Source organism: Limosilactobacillus mucosae (genome assembly GCF_013423865.1).
In the GTDB taxonomy this organism is placed as follows: Bacteria; Bacillota; Bacilli; order Lactobacillales; family Lactobacillaceae; genus Limosilactobacillus; species Limosilactobacillus mucosae.
The window spans coordinates 628,075-646,529 of record NZ_CP058954.1; the positions used below are offsets into that span (position 1 = coordinate 628,075).

Genomic DNA, 18,455 nt, shown 5'->3' on the forward strand with positions numbered 1-18,455 from the left:
ATTGACGTTGGTGTTGAGATTGAATCTGGTATACTGGTTAGCAGAACAAAAAAGAGGATGATAAAAGTGGAACATAGAATTGATTGGGATCAGTATTTTATGATGCAGGCGGCCTTACTGGCTTCCCGCAGTACTTGCCAGCGACTGTCGGTTGGAGCCGTCTTGGTTCGTGACAAGCGGATTATCGCTGGCGGATACAATGGCTCGGTTTCAGGCGATGATCATTGTCTGGACGCGGGCTGCTATTTACGTGACGGTCATTGCGTGCGGACGATTCATGCTGAAATGAATGCAATTCTGCAATGTGCCAAGTTTGGTGCCTCAACGGATGGCGCCAGCCTTTATGTCACCGATTTTCCTTGCCTGCAGTGCACTAAGAGTCTTTTACAGGCTGGAATCAAAGAGATCAATTATATCCGCAATTATCATAACGACGACTATGCAATGAAGCTGATTCGCTTGAAACATGTCGCTTTACACCAGATCAAGCTTGATACCAACATTTTGGAAGAAGCCCATTTGGACCAGTACATCAATCCGCAAAAGCCATTTAAGGATTGATTGATTCACGGTGGCTTTTTCCTGCCCTAACCGCTGCTTTGGTTACCGGGATTATCCTGGGCAGTCAGCTGTGGCTGTGTCTGCTGCTGCTCTATTTGCTGTTTCGCGTTTGGACGCTGCATGATTTTACAACGATCAAGCTGGTGCTTTTAGCTGGTTTGACGACGATCCTGATTTGCGGCTATGCGCTTTATAATGCTCGGACTAAGCCGCTGACAACGCCGCAGCCGATTGAATGCAATTTTAAGGTACTGCCTGATCAGATCGTAGTTAATGGCAATTTAGTTCAGATGCAGGGAACCAATCTGAATTCAGGCGAGCGTGAATCAGTGGTCCTAAGACTGCGTTCTTCACAAGAAAAGGCGGCGCTGGTTCACAACCAAGCCGTGCTGCTTTGGCAGATCAAAGGCCAAGAGCAGCCAATCGTCGGTCCGACCAATTTTGGCCAGTTTGACTACCAAAAGTACCAGTGGCGACATCATATCTATAATGAGATTCGGGCACAAAAATGGCGTTGGCAGCCGCAAAAACCGCATACGCTGATTGAACGCTGTCATTGTCTAAGAATTGGTCTGCATCAGTATTTTCAGACGCTGCCCTCGCCGCTGAGCGAGTATTGCGATAGTCTGATCATTGGCCTTAATACCTTTAAGACCACGCAGCTGTTGAGTTCAGTCAAAAAACTGGGTGTGATTCATCTATTTTGCATCTCAGGCATGCACGTGGTTTTATTGATTGCAATTTTAAGAGGACTTTTGATCCGGTTGCGGTTTAATATTGAAACGATCGACTGGCTTTTAATTGCTCTGCTGCCGTTTTATCTGATTATTGGCGGTGGTGCGGCTAGTCTGATTCGAGCATCGATTATGGCTGAAGTGCGCCTTTTGAGTCACCGGCTGCGCTTTTCAAGAGTTGATGCCTGGTCGATCAGCCTAGTGATCGGCATTCTGCTTGATCCATACGTTTTGTTGACGCTTGGCGGACAGCTGAGCTATTTGATGTCTTTGCTGATGCCGTTGTCGCTAAGAAACGTTTCGGATCTAAAAAGAGCATTTTGGCTGAATCTGGTCAGTCTGCCCAGCCTGTTTCATTATATTTATGAGGTACACTTATTAAGCACGCTGGTCAGCTGGCTTCTGATACCATTATTCGGCACAGTGCTGTTTCCGCTTACGCTGCTGGCGGCTCTGACTGCCAGCTGGCTGCCGCTTTTGGCATACAGCTTTAATCAAATGCTGAAGCTGCTGCATCGGATTTTGGACCAATTGGCTGCTGGGCCAGGCATGCTGGTGTTTGGTCAACTATCTTCACCTGGGGCTATTATAATTCTGCTTTTGACTTTGTGGCTGTTGGCAGAGCCAGCTAAAAAAAGCAGCTGGTATATTTTGGCTGCTGCTTATTGTGTGGCTTTTATGTCGATTCATCTAGCGCCAGCTGGTGAGGTGACGTTTGTAGATATTGGTCAGGGCGACTGTGCGATTGTGCGGACGCCGTTTAACCGCCAAGTAGTGATGATTGATACGGGTGGTCGACTGCAGTATCGTCTGCCGCAATGGGCCAAGAGTCAGACGACCAGCGATATGGCAGCCAGAACTTCGATCAGCTATTTAAAGAGTCGTGGCATCACGCGACTTGATGCTATTTGTCTAAGCCACAGCGATGCTGATCATATCGGCTATCTGCCAACCGTACTCAAATCAATGCACGTAAAAGAGGTGCTGGTCCCCAGTGGAATGGAGCGTAATCCGAAATTCAAGCGCCTAGTCACCCAGCCGCTTAAAGTCATACCGGTGCGAGCCGATCATCAGCCCAATGATCTGCCCTTAAAGGTGCTGCATCCCTTTAAATCTGGGACGGGCAAAAATGAAGACTCAATGGTGCTGGCAGGACGCTTTGGATCACTTGACTTTGTTTTTACCGGTGATCTGGATCGCAAAGGAGAACGGGCCGTTATTGATCGCTATTCACAGCTGAGAGCCGACGTTCTGAAATTAAGCCACCATGGCAGCCGGACTGGTAGCGATCCTAAATTTCTAAGCCGTCTGCAGCCGCATTACGGTATCATCTCAGCCGGTCGCTTTAATCGCTATGGTCATCCTAATTCCGTGACGATAAAAAATCTGCGGCGTTTGGGGATTACGCCGGTTTCGACTCAGCAGTATGGGATGATCAGCTATTGTTACTATCAAAATCAAGGATACTGGAAAACCAGACTAAAAGGGGATGAATTAAAATGGATGTTGCCACCTTACGCCAACAGCTAAGCAGCCAGACGCCGGCAATGATCTATGTAATATTGGGAACGCAAGGAATTTTGCAGCAGCAGGCGCGTGATGCTTTTATGAATCTGATTCCTGAAGCAGAGCGGGTGATGAACGTTGGCAGCTACGATATGGAGACGACGCCGCTTTCGGTTGCGCTTGATGATGCAATGTCGGCACCTTTTTTTGGCGAACGGCGCTTGGTTTTGATCAACAAGCCATATTTTTTAACGGGTAATCCTGCCAAGGTCAAGGTCAATCATGACTTAGACGCATTTAAAAACTATCTGGAGCATCCTGAGCCGTCAACGGTACTGGTATTAATGGCACCTTATGAAAAACTTGACAATCGCAAGGGACTGGTCAAAGAACTGAAAAAAGTCGCAGTTGAGGTCAGTGCGGCGCCTTTAAGCGAACAGGATGCCCGCCATCAGGTTGAACAAAAGCTCTTAGGTGACGGTTACCGCTTGGAAAACGGTGCGATGGATGAACTAATCAGACGTACCAATGCCGATTATGGCTTGATGATGGGGAACGTTGAGAAACTAGAGCTTTTGGCATACCAAAGCAAACGCATCAAACGCGATGACGTGATGGGGCTGGTACCACAGTCATTGGATGAGAACGTCTTTGATCTGATTACGGCAGTCTTAAAAAGAGACCAGGCCAAGGCGTTGGATATCTACCAGCAGCTTTTGGAAACCAATCACGAGCCGCTGCAGCTGAATGCACTGTTGGTCAGTCAGTTTCGACTGCTGATTCAGATTAAGGTATTGAGCAAGCGGGGGCTGAGCCAGGGAACGCTGGCCAGTCGGCTTAAAGTGCATCCATACCGGGTTAAGCTTGGTATGCAGACGGCGCGTCGCTTCCAAATGAATGATTTGGTAAGAGCCTATTTAGGTCTTATTCGCTGTGAAAAAGCCTTAAAAACGACTTCGCGCGAGCCAGAACTGCTGTTTCAGCTGTTTATGCTGCAGTTTGCTAAAAAAGCTGGGTAAAACAAAAAACCGATGCCGTTGAGACATCGGTTTTTTGTTTTATTTAAGCACTACTTGTTGTAACGAGCCGTCAGACGGGACTTGTCACGAGCAGCCTTGTTTGCCTTGATCAGGCCCTTGGAGTGGGCACGGTCAATAGCGGAAATAGCTGCCTTGTACAGGTCGTCAAGGTTTTCGGCGCCGGCTACCTTAGCCTTGTCGAACTTCTTAACAGCCGTGCGCATTTCGCTCATTTGGGAAGCGTTGCGTGCTTGGGCCTTTTCGCTGGTCCGTACACGTTCGATTGCTGATTTGATGATTGGCATGAATTTCACCTCCGTTAACCCGGTTTAATTAGTTGACCAGAATTTTTCAACATTTGTCATTATACAAAAGTCAGTTGGCGATTGCAATAGTCTTAGTCCTATCGTTTGAAAAAAGGCTTTGTTGGTTGCAATTTTGCTCAGAATCCGTTATATTATCAAAGGCTGCTAAAAACGGCCCATGCCTCTTCTCGGTTCAGCGATCCTCACCGACGCTCTACCTAGAACTCGGCGCATTAAAATTTGAAAGGTGGGAATAGCAACATGGCTATCTCTAAAGAACGCAAAAACGAAATCATCAAGGAATACGCTACGCACGAAGGCGACACGGGTTCAACTCAAGTTCAAGTTGCCGTATTGACTGCTGACATCAACGAACTGAACAACCACCTGCGTACGCACAAGCATGACTACCATTCACAACGTGGTCTGATGAAGAAGATCGGTCACCGTCGTAACCTGCTGGCTTACCTGCGTCGTACTGACCTGCAAGCTTACCGTGAACTGATCAAGCGTCTGGGCCTGCGTCGTTAATTCTAACGTCTGCTCAGATCTTAAGTCTCGACAAATGTCGGGGCTTTTTTTGTTGCTCTTTTTAATTAAAATTTTTCATGGATAGAATGGTTAATTATCAATCTGTGTTGATTCTGTGGTAAGATGAATAACAGCAATTATGAACGAATAAATTGCCATGAGCCGTCCAGGACCGTGGCGCGTTTAAATACAATCATAAAGGAGCAAACATGAGCAAGATTAAGATTACGCCTTTTGGGGGCGTGCACGAAAACGGCAAAAACATGTATGCCGTCGAGGTTGACGAACAGATTTTTATTTTGGACTGCGGTTTAAAATATCCGGAAAACGAACTGATGGGAATTGATGTGGTCGTACCGGACTGGTCATTTTTAAAGGACAGTGCCGATCGCATCGTCGGGGTCTTTTTAACCCAGGGCCATGCCGATGCAATTGGTGGGTTGCCGTATTTCCTGGCTGATTTTAACGTACCGGTATTTGGGAGCGAATTGACGATTGCCCTGGCTAAGCTGGCCGTTAAAGACAGTGCCGACAAGAAAGTCAAAAAATTCAATGACTTCCATGTTGTTGATGCTGCTACTGAAATCGACTTCAACGACGTTACGGTTTCATTCTTTAAGACCACGCACTCGATTCCTGATACCATGGGGATTGTTTTGCAGACGCCAGAAGGCAACATTGTCTATACCGGTGACTTTAAGTTTGATCAAACGGCTGCTGAAGGCTATCGGACCGACTTGGCTCGGCTTGCTCAGATTGGCCAGCAGGGAGTCTTGCTTTTGCTGTCTGATTCGGCCGGTTCTGGGATTACCGGCATGAATACCAAGGAAAAAGATATTGCAGCCTACATTCAAGATACTTTTGAAGCTGCTCCAGGACGCGTGGTGGTTGCCAGCGTAGCCTCAAATATTATGCGCGTTCAGCAGATTTTAAACGCGGCAGCGGCAACGGGACGCAAGGTGATTCTTTCCGGCCATGACCTGGAACAGATCATTGACACGGCTATGTCTCTTAATAAGCTGAAGATGCCAGAAGACGACCTGCTGATTACGCTGGAAGAAGCCAAGAAACTGCCGCCAGAGGAACTGGTTGTCTTAGAAACGGGCAAGATGGGTGAGCCAATCAAGGCGCTGCAGCAGATTGCCAATGGCGACAATAAAAACATCACGCTAAACGAGAACGACCTGGTTTTTGTTACGACGACGCCATCGTACGCGATGGAAACAACGGTGCAAAAGACTGAGGACATGCTTTACCGGACTGGTGCCAGCGTCAAGTTTATTGCGGCTGATCTGAATCCATCCGGTCATGCCAACCAAAATGATGAGCAGCTGATGCTTAACTTTATGCGGCCACAATGGTTTATGCCGATTCAAGGGGAATATCGCCTGCTTGATCAGCATGCCATTTTAGCTGAAGAAGTTGGCATTCCGGCTGACCACATCTTTTTGACTAATAAGGGTGATGTCTTGACCTATGAAGACGGGGCATTTCATTTAGGGGCCCACGTTGAGGTTGGCAATACCATGATTGATGGTACCGGGGTTGGTGATATCGGCAATATCGTGCTGCGTGATCGCCGCGTATTGTCCGAGGACGGCATCTTTGTAGTCGTGGCAACGATTGACCGTAAAAAGAAGAAGATCGTGGCGCGGCCGCAGATTACCTCGCGCGGTTTTGTTTTCGTTAAGACCAACCGGCAGCTGATGAAGCAAAGTGCCGATCTGGTTGAAAAAGTCGTGCAGGAAAACCTTGATCAAAAAGAGTTTGACTGGACGCATCTTAAATCTGACGTGCGCGAAAAGCTGAATCGTTTCCTCTTCAATCAAACGAAGCGTCATCCGGTAATTTTGCCGGTGATCATGGAAATCAATCAGCATCCAAAGCGCAAAAATCACTCTAAAAAGACTAATGATAAGGCCAATGAAGAATCAACGGCCAAAAAGACTGTCGCTAAGCGTCGCGGACGAGGCCGCGGAGCCAAGCGTCAGCGTAAGACCGAAGCCAAGGCAGGCAAATAATCAGCAGCGTGAGCATCAGCCAATGCTCGCGCTGTTTGACTTTTAGAAAGGAATTTTAAGACTATGACGCCTTTACAACAAGAGCAGTTTCATCAAGCAGATCAGTTGCTTGACCAGCAGCACTATCATGAGGCCGCCCAACGGTTTGCCGCTTTGTATGAAGAGGTTGACGAGTTTGCTATTAATCGCCAGCTGGTAAGAGCATTATATGAAGATCAGCAGTATGCTGAGGCCGCTTTTTATGCAATTGAGCATCTCAATGACTATGTGACTTCTAAAGAGCTGATGCAGCTATTGATCAACGTTGAGCTGCATGCCCAAGCGTTTATTGACGTGCGCGTGCAGCTGAATGCTCTGCCAAAATGGCATGATGAGTTTATTGGTCAGGTCGAGCAGGCCGAAAATGAGTTTGCCGCTCACTATCAGACGACGCTGAACAGTCAGCTAAAACAGTTCTACCACTTGGGCGATGGCAGTTTTAGCGAACAGCAGCGTCGTTTTAGAGCTGCCAGTCACCTGCCGCTTAAGCAGTATCTGATTGGGGCCAAGTTTCTGGTTCGTGATCCGTTTGTCAATCCGTTGATCAGATCAAGTCTGATGCAAATATTGCAGCGATTGCATCTTACGGGAAAGATTGATATCTATTGGCTGGATGAACGAGAGCATTTGATTGATCTGGCAAAACTGTCGGATGTTGAAGCGATACCGGTTGTTTCACAGGTTGAAGAAATGATCAAACGAGATTTCAGCCAGCAGGATCCATTGTCATATCAGATGTTTGACCAAGAGTTTCGCCTGCAGCTGGCCTTTTTATATCCCCTGGTTGAATTGGCGATTCCTGATGCAGGCGCTTGGTATCAGGCTTTGACGGCTTATTCTAAAAGTACTGATCAGGATCAGGACGTTATTTTGGCTAAGCAGTGGCAGAATCAGATTGCACGTCTGGCTCAGCAACTAGGCATGCATTAAAAAGTTTCGGTTAAATTCATTTACAAATCAGGGGAGAGCTGATATTATAATTAAGAATTCTTTCGGAAAACCGGTTTTTAAACTTTTAATTGGCTCCCGGAAGTAGTACAATTTTCATTAAGGGTGTGTCAGACAATGTTTTGGTTGTCTGGCATTATACTTGTAATTTATCAGGAGGATTTCATTAATGGCTGAAAAAGAACATTATGAACGTACTAAACCCCATGTAAACATTGGTACTATTGGCCACGTTGACCATGGTAAGACTACTCTGACTGCTGCTATCACGAAGGTTCTGGCAGAAAAGGGTCTGGCAAAGGCTGAAGACTACGCTGATATCGACAACGCTCCAGAAGAAAAGGAACGTGGTATCACTATCAACACGGCCCACGTTGAATACGAAACGGAAACGCGTCACTACGCACACATCGATGCCCCTGGCCACGCCGACTACGTTAAGAACATGATCACTGGTGCCGCACAAATGGATGGTGCTATCCTGGTTGTTGCTGCTACTGACGGTCCTATGCCACAAACTCGTGAACACATTCTGTTGGCTCGTCAAGTTGGTGTTCAATACATCGTTGTATTCCTGAACAAGACTGACTTGGTTGACGACGACGAACTGGTTGACTTGGTTGAAATGGAAGTTCGCGACCTGCTGAGCGAATACGATTTCCCTGGCGATGACATTCCAGTTGTTCGTGGTTCTGCTTTGAAGGCTCTGGAAGGTGACCCTGAACAAGAAAAGGTTATCCTGCACCTGATGGATGTTATCGACGAATACATCCCAACTCCAAAGCGTCCTACTGACAAGCCATTCATGCTGCCAATCGAAGACGTCTTCACTATCACTGGTCGTGGTACTGTTGTTTCCGGTCGTATTGACCGTGGTACCGTTAAGGTCGGCGACGAAGTTGAAATCGTTGGTCTGAAGGACGAAATCCTGAAGTCTACTGTTACGGGTGTTGAAATGTTCCACAAGACGCTGGACCTTGGTGAAGCCGGGGACAACGTTGGTGTTCTGCTGCGTGGTATCGGCCACGACCAAGTAGAACGTGGTCAAGTTCTGGCACAACCAGGCTCCATCCAAACGCACAAGAACTTCAAGGGTGAAGTCTACGTTATGACGAAGGAAGAAGGGGGCCGTCACACGCCATTCTTCTCCAACTACCGTCCACAATTCTACTTCCACACTACTGACGTTACGGGTACGATCGAACTGCCAGATGGTGTAGAAATGGTTATGCCTGGGGACAACGTTACGTTCACTGTTTCCCTGCAAAAGCCAGTTGCCATTGAAAAGGGTCTGAAGTTCACGATTCGTGAAGGTGGCCACACTGTTGGTGCCGGTGTCGTTTCTGACATCCTGGACTAATTTCAAATTAGTGCAATTAATCAAAGAGCAAGCAGATTTCTGCTTGCTCTTTTTTTGGATCTTTGTCAAATCAGATTGGTGAAGATCAATTCCCTGCTTCAAAAATGAAGTGGGGAATTTTTTTAGGTACGGATACAGTCAAAGCGCCGCAAAAGAAAGACTGAAATCACTGATATAAATAGCTGCTAAAAATAAAGGCAATGACATTCAGTCAGAGATGGATTGATTAGCTGCAGCTAGGAAAACAATTGAAAATCATTTTTGATTTATTATTACCAGGCTTGCACATTGATGGCCAGGTTTTTTAAAATTTCCGAACAATCGCATTTAAACCCTTTTACAAAAGCCAATTTAAAAATCAAATGCGAACATTCGTAATTTTATCGTTTTAATCTATTGCAAAAATCCGAAAATTGTTGCATAATCAAATCTTGTTTGTTGGATTAAATGCATAGGAGATGAATTTTAATGGGTCAAAGCACGAATAACTCGCCTGCTTCTACCAATATTTTAGAGAAATGGTTTCATTTAAGCGAGCAGGGCACGACGATCAAGCGTGAGCTGCTCGCGGGTTTGACGACTTTTGTTTCAATGGCCTACATTCTGTTTGTCAATCCCAGCGTCTTGGGAATGGCCGGCATGAATAAGGGCGCGGTTTTTACGGCAACGGCATTATCTGCAATTATCGGCTGTTTATTGATGGCATTTTTAGCCAATTATCCGATTGCCATTGCGCCTGGTCTTGGTGATAACGCGTTCTTTACATACTCGGTGGTTCTGGCAATGGGGATCTCATGGCAGACCGCGATGGCTGGTGTTTTTGTAGCATCGGTAATCTTTACGATCCTTTCTTTGATGAAGGTGCGTGAAGCCGTAATCAACGCGATTCCGCATGATTTGAAACTGGCCATTGCGGCTGGGATTGGTCTGTTCATTGCTTTTGTTGGACTGCAGGGCGGTGGCCTGGTCGTTGCCAGCAAGAGCTCATTGGTTCAATTAGGTTCACTGACGGTACCAACGACCTGGCTGACGATCTTTGGGGTCTTAGCGATTGCACTGTTGATGGCTAAACGAGTTCCTGGATCAATCTTTATCGGGATGATTCTGACGACGCTATTGGGCTTGTTTACGGGCCTGATTAAGATGCCTGCTCATATTATTTCGTTAGCTCCTTCCATGAAGCCAACTTTTGGCGTGGCGCTGACCAACCTGGGTAAGGTTAATACGCCGCAGATGTGGGCCGTGGTGCTGATCTTCCTTTTGGTGGCATTCTTTGACACGGCCGGAACACTGGTGGGTTTGGCACAACAGGCTGGTTTAATGAAAAACGACCGGATGCCGCGGATTGGCCAGGCTTTGATGGCAGATTCAATTTCCATGCTGAGTGGTTCGGTAATGGGGACTACGCCAACGGCTGCCTACGTTGAATCATCGGCTGGGATTGCAGTTGGTGGTCGAACAGGATTGACTGCGTTGACGGTCGGCGTTTTGTTTGCTTTCAGTCTGCTGTTCAGTCCGCTGCTGACGGTGGTTACGACCCAGGTTACGGCACCTGCACTGATTATTGTTGGTTCGCTGATGGCCAGTTCATTGGCGGGTATCGATTGGCTTCATTTTGAAATTGCCTTTCCAGCATTCATGGTGGTTGCCGGTATGCCTTTGACCTACAATATTTCTTACGGGATTGCGTTTGGCTTTATTCTCTACCCGCTGACGATGACGGTTGCAGGACGGCGCAAAGAAATCAATTGGATCATGTGGACATTGCTCTTTGTCTTCATCTTGATGCTGTACGTCTTAAACGTATTACCATAACGACTATTAGAATGGCTCGATCGAAAGCGGTCGTGCCTTTTTTATAATATTTTGACAGAAATGAAAGAGGCTTCAGTCATGATAAAAAAAACAGAACTAAAACACTTGATTGATGTGGCAGCTGGTCGCGTGCCAGCTGACGTAGTGATTAGAAACGCGCAGATTGTGGATGTCTTTTTAGGAACCATTCGGCGAGGCGACGTGGCCTTGGCAGCTGGTTATATTGCTGGAATCGGTGAGCGTTATGAAGGACAGCAGGTGGTTGATCTGGCCGGGCGCTTCTTGCTGCCAGGGTTGATTGATGCTCACATTCATGTGGAATCTTCCTATGTTTCGCCGGAAGAATTCAGTCGGATTTTTGTCCCATGCGGAACGACAACTGCTTTATGCGATCCGCATGAAATTGTCAATGTTGCCGGTTTAAAAGGCTTGGAATACATGGAGCAGGCTGCCAAACTGGCAAAAATGGATATTCGTTACTTGATGCCTTCTTGCGTGCCTTCGACTCCTTTTGAGCATGCCGGCGCCAATCTTAGTGCTTTGGATATGGAACCGGCGCTAAAAAATGGTACCGTGGATGGCTTGGCTGAATTAATGAATTATGTCGGCGTCGTCAATAATGATGATAAGATGATTGACGAGGTTATGCTGGCCAAAAAGTATCATCGGCGGATCGATGGTCATGCGCCGCAAGTCTTTGGCAAACTGCTGAATGCCTATGCGGCCGCGGGCGTAGCTAATGATCATGAATGCTCAACGGTTCAAGAAGCCAAAGATCGTCTGGCTTGCGGGATGTATGTTCTGCTTCGGCAAGGAACTACTGAACATGATCTGAAAAATCTCTTGCCGGTCGTAAACCCGCAAACTGCTCGCCATTGTCTTTTGGCTGGCGATGACGTCCAAGCTGTTACGGCAATGACTTTGGGCCATCTGGATAATAGTATTCGCATCTGTATTGAACAAGGTCTTTCACCAATTACGGCTATTCAGATGGCAACGCTGAACGCAGCTGAATACTGCGGGTTAAATGATCGAGGCGCCATTGCCCCCGGCAGACGAGCTGATTTAGTAGTCGTAGACGATTTGAGAAGTTTTCATGTGGAACAGACTTGGATCAAAGGCGAAAAGGTGGCTCAAGCTGGCCAGTATCTGCCAAAGGTTCAGCGCTATCCAATTGATGCGGTGGCAGCCTCGATGCACGTTAAGCCGTTAGCCAGCGATTGTTTTAAGCTGCATCTGACTGGCAAAGCGGTGCGGACGATTGAGGTGATTCCGGGGGAGGTCTTGACTGATGAAGCAATCCGTCAAGTCAGTCATGATGAAACCGGTGATTTTGTCTACGATCCAAGTCAAGATGTGGTTAAATTAGCAGTTATTGAGCGTCATCACGCCACCGGCAAAATGTGTACGGCACTGGTCAGCGGATATGGCATCAAGCATGGCGCGATTGCCATCTCAATCGGTCATGACTCTCACAATATCATGACAGCCGGGGTCAGTGATTCTGAGATGCTGGCAGCTGTTGCTGAACTGATCAAACAGGGCGGCGGCGTTGTCATGGTAAAAGATCAAAAGCCAATTGCCCGCATGGCGCTGCCGATTGCTGGTTTGATGAGTGATCAGCCGGCTGAACAGGTCGTGGCGGCCCAAAATCAGATCAATCAGACTGCTCACCAAGAGCTGGGAATTCCAGAAAATATTGATCCAGTCATGTCACTGAGCTTTTTGCCATTGGCAGTAATTCCAAAATTGAAATTGACGGATGAGGGGCTCTTTGACGTTGCCAATGGTCGGTTTGTCACGCTCGAAGTCGATGATCAGGCTTAAATTGGCGATAATTAATGCGAATAGTTGAAATCCAGGGCACTGTACGGTAAACTATTAAAGTATGTACGGGTCGCTGTCATTTGTGATATGAGCAGCGACCAGTTGAAAACTGCAAGTTATTGGAGGAAATGAAATGTCAGCAAAATGGGAACGCGACAGCGAAGCCAGCAAAGGGACATTAACTTTTGAAATCGACGTTGAAACGGCTAAGAAGGGTATTGACCAAGCCTTTAAGCGTACGCAAAAACGGATCACGGTTCCTGGTTTCCGTAAGGGCCACGTGCCACGTCAACTGTTTAACCAAATGTACGGTGAAGAAGCTCTGTACCAAGATGCTTTAAACATCGTGCTGCCAAAGGCTTACGAAGATGCTGTTAAAGAAACCGGTATCGAACCAGTTGACCAACCACAAATCGATGTTAAGAGTCTGGAAAAGGGTCAGCCATGGGTACTGACTGCCGAAGTTGCCGTTAAGCCAGAAGTTAAGCTGGGCGACTACAAGGGTATGGAAGTTCCAGCTCAAGACACGACGGTTTCCGACAAGGAAGTTGAAGACGAATTGGAATCCAAGCGTCAACAACAAGCTGAACTGGTTCTGAAGGAAGACCAACCAGCTGAAAACGGCGACACGGTCGTTATCGACTACGTAGGTTCCGTTGATGGCGAAAAGTTTGACGGCGGCTCTGCTGACAACTACTCGCTGGAACTGGGCTCAGGCGCCTTTATCCCAGGATTTGAAGACCAACTGGTTGGCCACAAGTCTGGCGAAGACGTTGAAGTTAAGGTAACCTTCCCTGAAGAATACCATGCACAAGACCTGGCCGGTAAAGAAGCCGTCTTTGAAGTCAAGCTGCACGAAGTTAAGGAAAAGCAACTGCCAGAAATGGACGACGAATTTGCCAAGGACGTTGACGAAGACGTTGACACGCTTGACGAATTGAAGGAAAAGACGAAGAAGCAGCTGCAAGAACAAAAAGAAGACGCTGCTCACGCTGCCATTGAAGATGCTGCTATTGAAGCTGCCGTTAACAACGCTGAAACGGAAGAAATTCCACAAGCAATGCTGGACGACGACACGGACCGTCAAGTACAACAATACCTGATGGGCATGCAGCAACAAGGCATCAATCCTAAGATGTACTTCCAAATCACTGGTACTACTGAAGACGACCTGCGCAAGCAATTCGCCAACGATGCTGCTAAGCGGGTTAAGACCAACCTGGTTCTGGAAGCAATCGTTAAGGATGCCAACCTGGAAGCAACCGATGAAGACATCGATGCTGAAATCAAGGACCTGGCTGCTCAATACGGTATGGAAGAAGATGCCGTTAAGAAGGCTCTGTCCAAGGATATGCTGAGTCACGACATTCAAATCAAGAAGGCCGTTGACCTGGTTACGGATTCTGCTAAGCAAGTTGAATCCAAGGACGCAGAAGAAGACAAGTAATCTTTGAAATTGCGTTAAAAACAGCTGCGATCAGCACTGTTAAAACAACATAGGGGCCCAGCGTTCGGTTATCCGGGTGCTGGGCCCTGTTGTCGTACTGAGTCGATCATTTTTTATTTAAGCCTACCTGTCGTATCGATGATGGTTTGAATTATTCGAAATTTGGCCGACAGTTTGGTATGATAAACACAATCATTTTAAGAGGAGGACGCAAGATGTTTGAAGATACCAGTGGCATGGATGCCGTGCACTGTTCTTTTTGTGGCAAGTCGCAAGACGAAGTAAAAAAGATCGTTGCCGGTCCTGGCGTCTACATTTGCAACGAGTGTGTCGATCTTTGCCAGCAGATTATTGAACAAGAGCTGGCCGAAGATCACGCTAATGAAACTTTCCGCGTACCAACGCCGGCCGAAATCGTCAAGGAGCTTAACGACTATGTAATCGGGCAAGACGATGCTAAAAAGACGCTGGCCGTAGCGGTATATAATCACTATAAACGGGTCAACGCCATGATGACGGGCGACAACAACGAAACTGATCTGCAGAAGAGCAACATTGCCATTATTGGGCCGACTGGTTCTGGGAAGACCTATCTGGCACAATCACTGGCAAAGATTTTGAACGTGCCATTTGCGATCGCTGATGCGACTACCTTAACTGAAGCCGGCTATGTCGGTGAGGACGTTGAAAACATCATTTTGAAGCTTTTACAGACCGCTGACTTTGATGTTGAACGAGCTGAAAAAGGCATTATCTACATTGATGAAATTGATAAGATCGCCAAAAAAGGCGAAAACGTCTCGATTACTCGTGACGTTTCCGGCGAAGGGGTTCAGCAGGCACTGCTTAAGATTCTGGAAGGCACGATTGCCAACGTTCCGCCGCAGGGTGGCCGTAAACATCCGCAACAGGAGTTTATTCAAGTTGATACCAGCAATATTTTGTTCATTGTTGGTGGGGCCTTTGATGGAATTGAAAATATTGTCAAGGAACGCCTGGGTGATAAGACGATTGGTTTTGGAACGGATACTGGCGAGCTGCAGGACGTCAACGAAAAGAACATCCTCCAACACGTCATTCCAGAAGATCTGCTTAAGTTTGGGCTGATTCCTGAGTTTATCGGCCGCTTGCCAGTTTTGACGGCGCTGCAAAAATTGGATGAAGATGATCTGGTCCGCATCTTAACGGAGCCAAAGAATGCTCTGGTCAAGCAGTATCAGGAACTGATCCGCTTGGATGGCAGTCAGCTGCAGTTTACGGATGGTGCCTTGCGGGCAATGGCTCAATTGGCAATCAAGCGAAATACTGGGGCGCGTGGACTGCGTTCGATCATTGAAGACGTAATGCGAGACGTCATGTTTGATCTGCCAAGCCGCAATGACGTTGCCAAGGTCGTAATTGACAAGCGCTGCGTGGAAAGCCATGGCGAGCCGCGTTACGTATTAAAGGACGAAAAAGCTTCATAACAGGCAGAAAGGGTCAGCAGTGACCCTTTTTTAACGGAGGAAAAACAGATTATGGAAGTTCATCACGTTGACTTAACGATCAGCGCGGTTGCTGAAGAACAGTATCCGAAGACCGACTACCCAGAGATTGCTTTGGTTGGTCGGTCGAATGTCGGCAAGTCTTCTTTGACCAATGTGTTGATCAATCGCAAAAACTTCGCTCATACCTCTAGTCAGCCCGGCAAGACACAGACGCTGAACTTTTATAACGTTGAAGATCAGCTCTTTTTTGTCGATGTCCCTGGCTATGGCTATGCCAAGGTCTCCAAAAAGCAGCGCGAAAAATTTGGCAAGATGATTGAGACTTATCTGACCACACGTCCGCAGTTAAAGGGTGTAATTGAATTGGTTGATGCCCGTCACGCACCAAGCGACGATGACGTAGCCATGTATCAGTGGTTGAAATACTACCAGGTACCGCTTTTGGTAGTCGGCACCAAGATCGATAAAGTCAAACCTAGCGCACGAACGAAATCGATCTCGCAGATTACCAAGACGCTGGGGATGACTGACACGCCACTGCAGCTTTTCTCGGCTGAGACTAAATTCGGCAAGGATGAAGTCTGGCAATGGATTGAAGCTCGCATGCACGATCAAAAATAGCAGTTTTTGATCAATCAGTCATGAATCAGCAAAAAGGGCCCCATGTCCGGAACTGACCGGATACGGGACCCTCTTGCTTTCTTATGATGCAAAACGATTATTGCTTGTTTTTGTCGTTGGCTTCTGTCTGGTCAGCCGACTTGGCCTTTTCCTTGGCTTTTTCTTTTGGATCGATTGCCAAGTCGTTGAACAGTTTTTCCAGCTTTTGATTGCGTTGTGTTACCAAACCCATGGCTGGCCCTCCTTTAATTGCTGCTTGCAAATATCCTATCACAAACTGGAAATGACGTAAATCAACTTACAGGCGATTCTTTTGCGACCAGCTGCCAGTCTGTACTAGAATTAAAGATAATTAACTAATTGGAGGCGTTCAATGACCACACAGCGAGTGGAGCATAAGCTGATGCTGCTGCCGGATAAGCCCGGATGCTATTTAATGAAAGACATCAATGGTCAGATCATCTATGTTGGCAAGGCAAAGAATCTCAAGAACCGGGTCCGCTCGTATTTTAAGAGCAGTCATACGGGGAAGGTTGCGGCAATGGTTGATCAGGTCGCGGATTTTGATATCATTACCACCGATTCTAACAAAGAGAGCTTTCTGCTTGAGATTACGCTGATTCAAAAACATCAGCCTTACTATAACATCAAGCTTAAGCGGGGAACCGGCTATCCTTACATCAAGATCACCAATGAGCGTGACCCGCGCATTGAGATTACCGGTCAGATAAAAAAAGATGGTGCCTATTATTTTGGCCCTTATCCAAACGTCTACGCAGCGGAAGAAACGCTGCACTTTATTCAAAAGGTCTATCCGCTGCGCCGCTGCCGAGGACATCAAGGACGGCCCTGCCTTTACTATCACATGGGACAGTGCCTGGGTGCCTGTTTTAAAGAAGTTCCGCGGGAAGACTATGATGCTCAGATCAAAAAAATCAAGTCGTTTCTAAATGGCAACACTGCCAGCGTCAAAAAGCAGCTGTTGGCCAAAATGAAACAGGCCAGTGCTGATCTTGAATTTGAAAGAGCGGCCGAGATTCGCGATCAATTGCACTATATCGAGGTGACGGTTGAAAAACAAAAAATCATTACCAACGATAAAACGCCGCGTGATCTGTTCAACTTTTATATGGACAAAGGCTGGCTGAGTATTCAAGTGTTCTTTATTCGCCAGGCAAGACTGATGAAACGAGAAAAGCGACTGTTTCCGGTAGTCGACACGGCAGCTGAAGAAATGACCAGCTTTATTCTGCAGTTTTATAACCGTAAAAACAATATTCTGCCTAAAGAGATTCTCTTGCCGGCCGGGCTGCCCAATCATGAAATCAGCGAGATTCTGGGCGTACCGGTGCGAACGCCGCAGCGGGGAGAAAAACGCGATCTGATGCACATGGCCTATGAAAATGCCCAATTGCAGCTGAATGAGAAATTTCGGCTGCTGGAAATGGATCAGGCTAAAACTAGCGGCGCGATGAAAGAGATTACGGATGCTTTAGGCCTTTCAGAATGTCATAAGATCGAGGCCTTTGACCACTCGCATATTCAAGGTGCCGATCCGGTCAGCGCTATGGTAGTCTTTATTGATGGCGAGCCGATCAAAAAGCTGTACCGCAAGTATAAATTGAAAACGGTAATCAATCATGCGGATGAAGCGGCCAGCACGCGCGAAGTGATTCGGCGTCGCTACAGCCGGCTACTCAAGGAAGACCAGTCACTGCCCGATCTGATCTTTATGGATGGGGGCGAGATTCAGATGGACGCGGCCCGCGATGTCTTGGAAAATGAGCTGAATCTGGCAATTCCGGTCGTGGGGATGGTCAAAAACGATAAGCATAAAACGGCTGATCTTTTATATGGTCAAGACGATCATCACGTGCATCTTGATCCGCGCAGTCAGGGATTTTATCTGGTACAGCGGATTCAAGACGAGGTGCATCGATTTGCAATTACCTTTCATCGCAGCGTGCATACCAAACATTCACTGAGTTCCCGATTGGACGAGATCAAGGGTGTGGGACCAAGAACGCGCAACAAGCTGTTAAAAGCGTACGGCTCATTGGATCGGATTGCTGATGCCAAGGTTGAGGATATCCAGGCACTAGGGATCAATCAAAAGACGGCTCAATTGATCAAAATATCTTTGCAGGGCAAGGCAGATGTGGCAAAAGGCAGCAGTCATGACTGATTTTGACGCCCGCAACATTTTTCCTTATACTAGACCTAGTAGTCACTAT

The 18,455-nt window shown here is 47.1% G+C and carries 15 protein-coding genes; 13 read left to right on the forward strand and 2 right to left on the reverse strand.

The annotated features are described in order from the left end of the window. The first annotated feature begins 66 nt into the window (after positions 1–66). Genes H0G69_RS03035 through holA form a run of 3 tightly spaced genes read left to right on the forward strand, consistent with a single transcriptional unit; the run spans position 67 to position 3,820 of the window. Positions 67–561, forward strand: coding sequence for a ComE operon protein 2 (locus H0G69_RS03035; RefSeq protein WP_033934904.1), 495 nt, complete (start codon positions 67–69; stop codon positions 559–561). After that, positions 558–2,825: a DNA internalization-related competence protein ComEC/Rec2 gene (locus tag H0G69_RS03040; protein WP_180305140.1), complete on the forward strand. Its 2,268-nt coding sequence runs from the start codon at positions 558–560 to the stop codon at positions 2,823–2,825. Before H0G69_RS03035 ends, H0G69_RS03040 begins: the two co-directional genes overlap by 4 nt. Further along, positions 2,795–3,820 (forward strand): DNA polymerase III subunit delta, encoded by a 1,026-nt coding sequence (holA, locus tag H0G69_RS03045; protein WP_006499739.1) that lies wholly within the window; start codon positions 2,795–2,797, stop codon positions 3,818–3,820. Before H0G69_RS03040 ends, holA begins: the two co-directional genes overlap by 31 nt. Positions 3,821–3,870: 50 nt before the next feature. Here the strand turns inward: holA and rpsT are convergent, their stop codons facing one another. After that, positions 3,871–4,125, reverse strand: coding sequence for a 30S ribosomal protein S20 (gene rpsT, locus H0G69_RS03050; RefSeq protein ID WP_006499740.1), 255 nt, complete (start codon positions 4,123–4,125; stop codon positions 3,871–3,873). Positions 4,126–4,386: 261 nt separating this feature from the next. Here rpsT and rpsO point away from each other — a divergent pair, with 261 nt between their 5' ends. The 9 genes from rpsO (at position 4,387) to yihA (ending at position 16,221) form a co-directional block, all read left to right on the forward strand. Next, positions 4,387–4,656, forward strand: coding sequence for a 30S ribosomal protein S15 (rpsO, locus tag H0G69_RS03055; protein ID WP_006499741.1), 270 nt, complete (start codon positions 4,387–4,389; stop codon positions 4,654–4,656). A 209-nt stretch (positions 4,657–4,865) separates the two neighbouring features. Further along, on the forward strand, positions 4,866–6,677 hold the full coding sequence (locus H0G69_RS03060; protein ID WP_006499742.1) for a ribonuclease J: 1,812 nt from the start codon (positions 4,866–4,868) through the stop codon (positions 6,675–6,677). A gap of 63 nt (positions 6,678–6,740) precedes the next feature. After that, entirely contained in the window at positions 6,741–7,646 is a 906-nt protein-coding gene (locus H0G69_RS03065) for an aldo-keto reductase family protein (protein WP_180305141.1), read from the forward strand. A 187-nt stretch (positions 7,647–7,833) separates the two neighbouring features. Beyond that, positions 7,834–9,024 (forward strand): elongation factor Tu, encoded by a 1,191-nt coding sequence (tuf, locus tag H0G69_RS03070; RefSeq protein WP_006499744.1) that lies wholly within the window; start codon positions 7,834–7,836, stop codon positions 9,022–9,024. 468 nt (positions 9,025–9,492) lie between these two features. Next, the gene (locus H0G69_RS03075) at positions 9,493–10,839 is read left to right on the forward strand and encodes an NCS2 family permease (protein ID WP_006499746.1); all 1,347 of its coding nucleotides are present in this window, start codon (positions 9,493–9,495) and stop codon (positions 10,837–10,839) included. Positions 10,840–10,920: 81 nt separating this feature from the next. Further along, complete coding sequence (gene ade, locus H0G69_RS03080; RefSeq protein WP_180305380.1) at positions 10,921–12,666, forward strand: adenine deaminase; 1,746 nt, start codon at positions 10,921–10,923, stop codon at positions 12,664–12,666. A 133-nt stretch (positions 12,667–12,799) separates the two neighbouring features. Further along, positions 12,800–14,113: a trigger factor gene (gene tig, locus H0G69_RS03085; RefSeq protein WP_006499748.1), complete on the forward strand. Its 1,314-nt coding sequence runs from the start codon at positions 12,800–12,802 to the stop codon at positions 14,111–14,113. A 215-nt stretch (positions 14,114–14,328) separates the two neighbouring features. After that, the gene (clpX, locus tag H0G69_RS03090) at positions 14,329–15,579 is read left to right on the forward strand and encodes an ATP-dependent Clp protease ATP-binding subunit ClpX (protein ID WP_180305142.1); all 1,251 of its coding nucleotides are present in this window, start codon (positions 14,329–14,331) and stop codon (positions 15,577–15,579) included. A 51-nt stretch (positions 15,580–15,630) separates the two neighbouring features. Beyond that, entirely contained in the window at positions 15,631–16,221 is a 591-nt protein-coding gene (yihA, locus tag H0G69_RS03095) for a ribosome biogenesis GTP-binding protein YihA/YsxC (protein WP_006499750.1), read from the forward strand. A gap of 97 nt (positions 16,222–16,318) precedes the next feature. Here yihA and H0G69_RS11045 read toward each other — a convergent pair whose 3' ends face one another. After that, positions 16,319–16,453, reverse strand: coding sequence for an SPJ_0845 family protein (locus H0G69_RS11045; RefSeq protein ID WP_270635447.1), 135 nt, complete (start codon positions 16,451–16,453; stop codon positions 16,319–16,321). A 141-nt stretch (positions 16,454–16,594) separates the two neighbouring features. On the opposite strand from H0G69_RS11045, the gene uvrC reads away from it, so the two are divergent. Further along, positions 16,595–18,406 (forward strand): excinuclease ABC subunit UvrC, encoded by a 1,812-nt coding sequence (gene uvrC, locus H0G69_RS03100; RefSeq protein ID WP_180305143.1) that lies wholly within the window; start codon positions 16,595–16,597, stop codon positions 18,404–18,406. Positions 18,407–18,455: the final 49 nt, after the last annotated feature.

Bases quoted from the DNA above. Each gene is read 5' to 3' on its own strand.
- tig (WP_006499748.1), top strand. From the start codon at position 12,800: ATGTCAGCAAAATGGGAACGCGACAGCGAAGCCAGCAAAGGGACATTA.
- holA (WP_006499739.1), top strand. From the start codon at position 2,795: ATGGATGTTGCCACCTTACGCCAACAGCTAAGCAGCCAGACGCCGGCA.
- H0G69_RS11045 (WP_270635447.1), bottom strand. From the start codon at position 16,453: ATGGGTTTGGTAACACAACGCAATCAAAAGCTGGAAAAACTGTTCAAC.
- rpsT (WP_006499740.1), bottom strand. From the start codon at position 4,125: ATGCCAATCATCAAATCAGCAATCGAACGTGTACGGACCAGCGAAAAG.
- tuf (WP_006499744.1), top strand. From the start codon at position 7,834: ATGGCTGAAAAAGAACATTATGAACGTACTAAACCCCATGTAAACATT.
- rpsO (WP_006499741.1), top strand. From the start codon at position 4,387: ATGGCTATCTCTAAAGAACGCAAAAACGAAATCATCAAGGAATACGCT.
- H0G69_RS03075 (WP_006499746.1), top strand. From the start codon at position 9,493: ATGGGTCAAAGCACGAATAACTCGCCTGCTTCTACCAATATTTTAGAG.
- uvrC (WP_180305143.1), top strand. From the start codon at position 16,595: ATGACCACACAGCGAGTGGAGCATAAGCTGATGCTGCTGCCGGATAAG.
- yihA (WP_006499750.1), top strand. From the start codon at position 15,631: ATGGAAGTTCATCACGTTGACTTAACGATCAGCGCGGTTGCTGAAGAA.
- H0G69_RS03060 (WP_006499742.1), top strand. From the start codon at position 4,866: ATGAGCAAGATTAAGATTACGCCTTTTGGGGGCGTGCACGAAAACGGC.
- clpX (WP_180305142.1), top strand. From the start codon at position 14,329: ATGTTTGAAGATACCAGTGGCATGGATGCCGTGCACTGTTCTTTTTGT.
- H0G69_RS03065 (WP_180305141.1), top strand. From the start codon at position 6,741: ATGACGCCTTTACAACAAGAGCAGTTTCATCAAGCAGATCAGTTGCTT.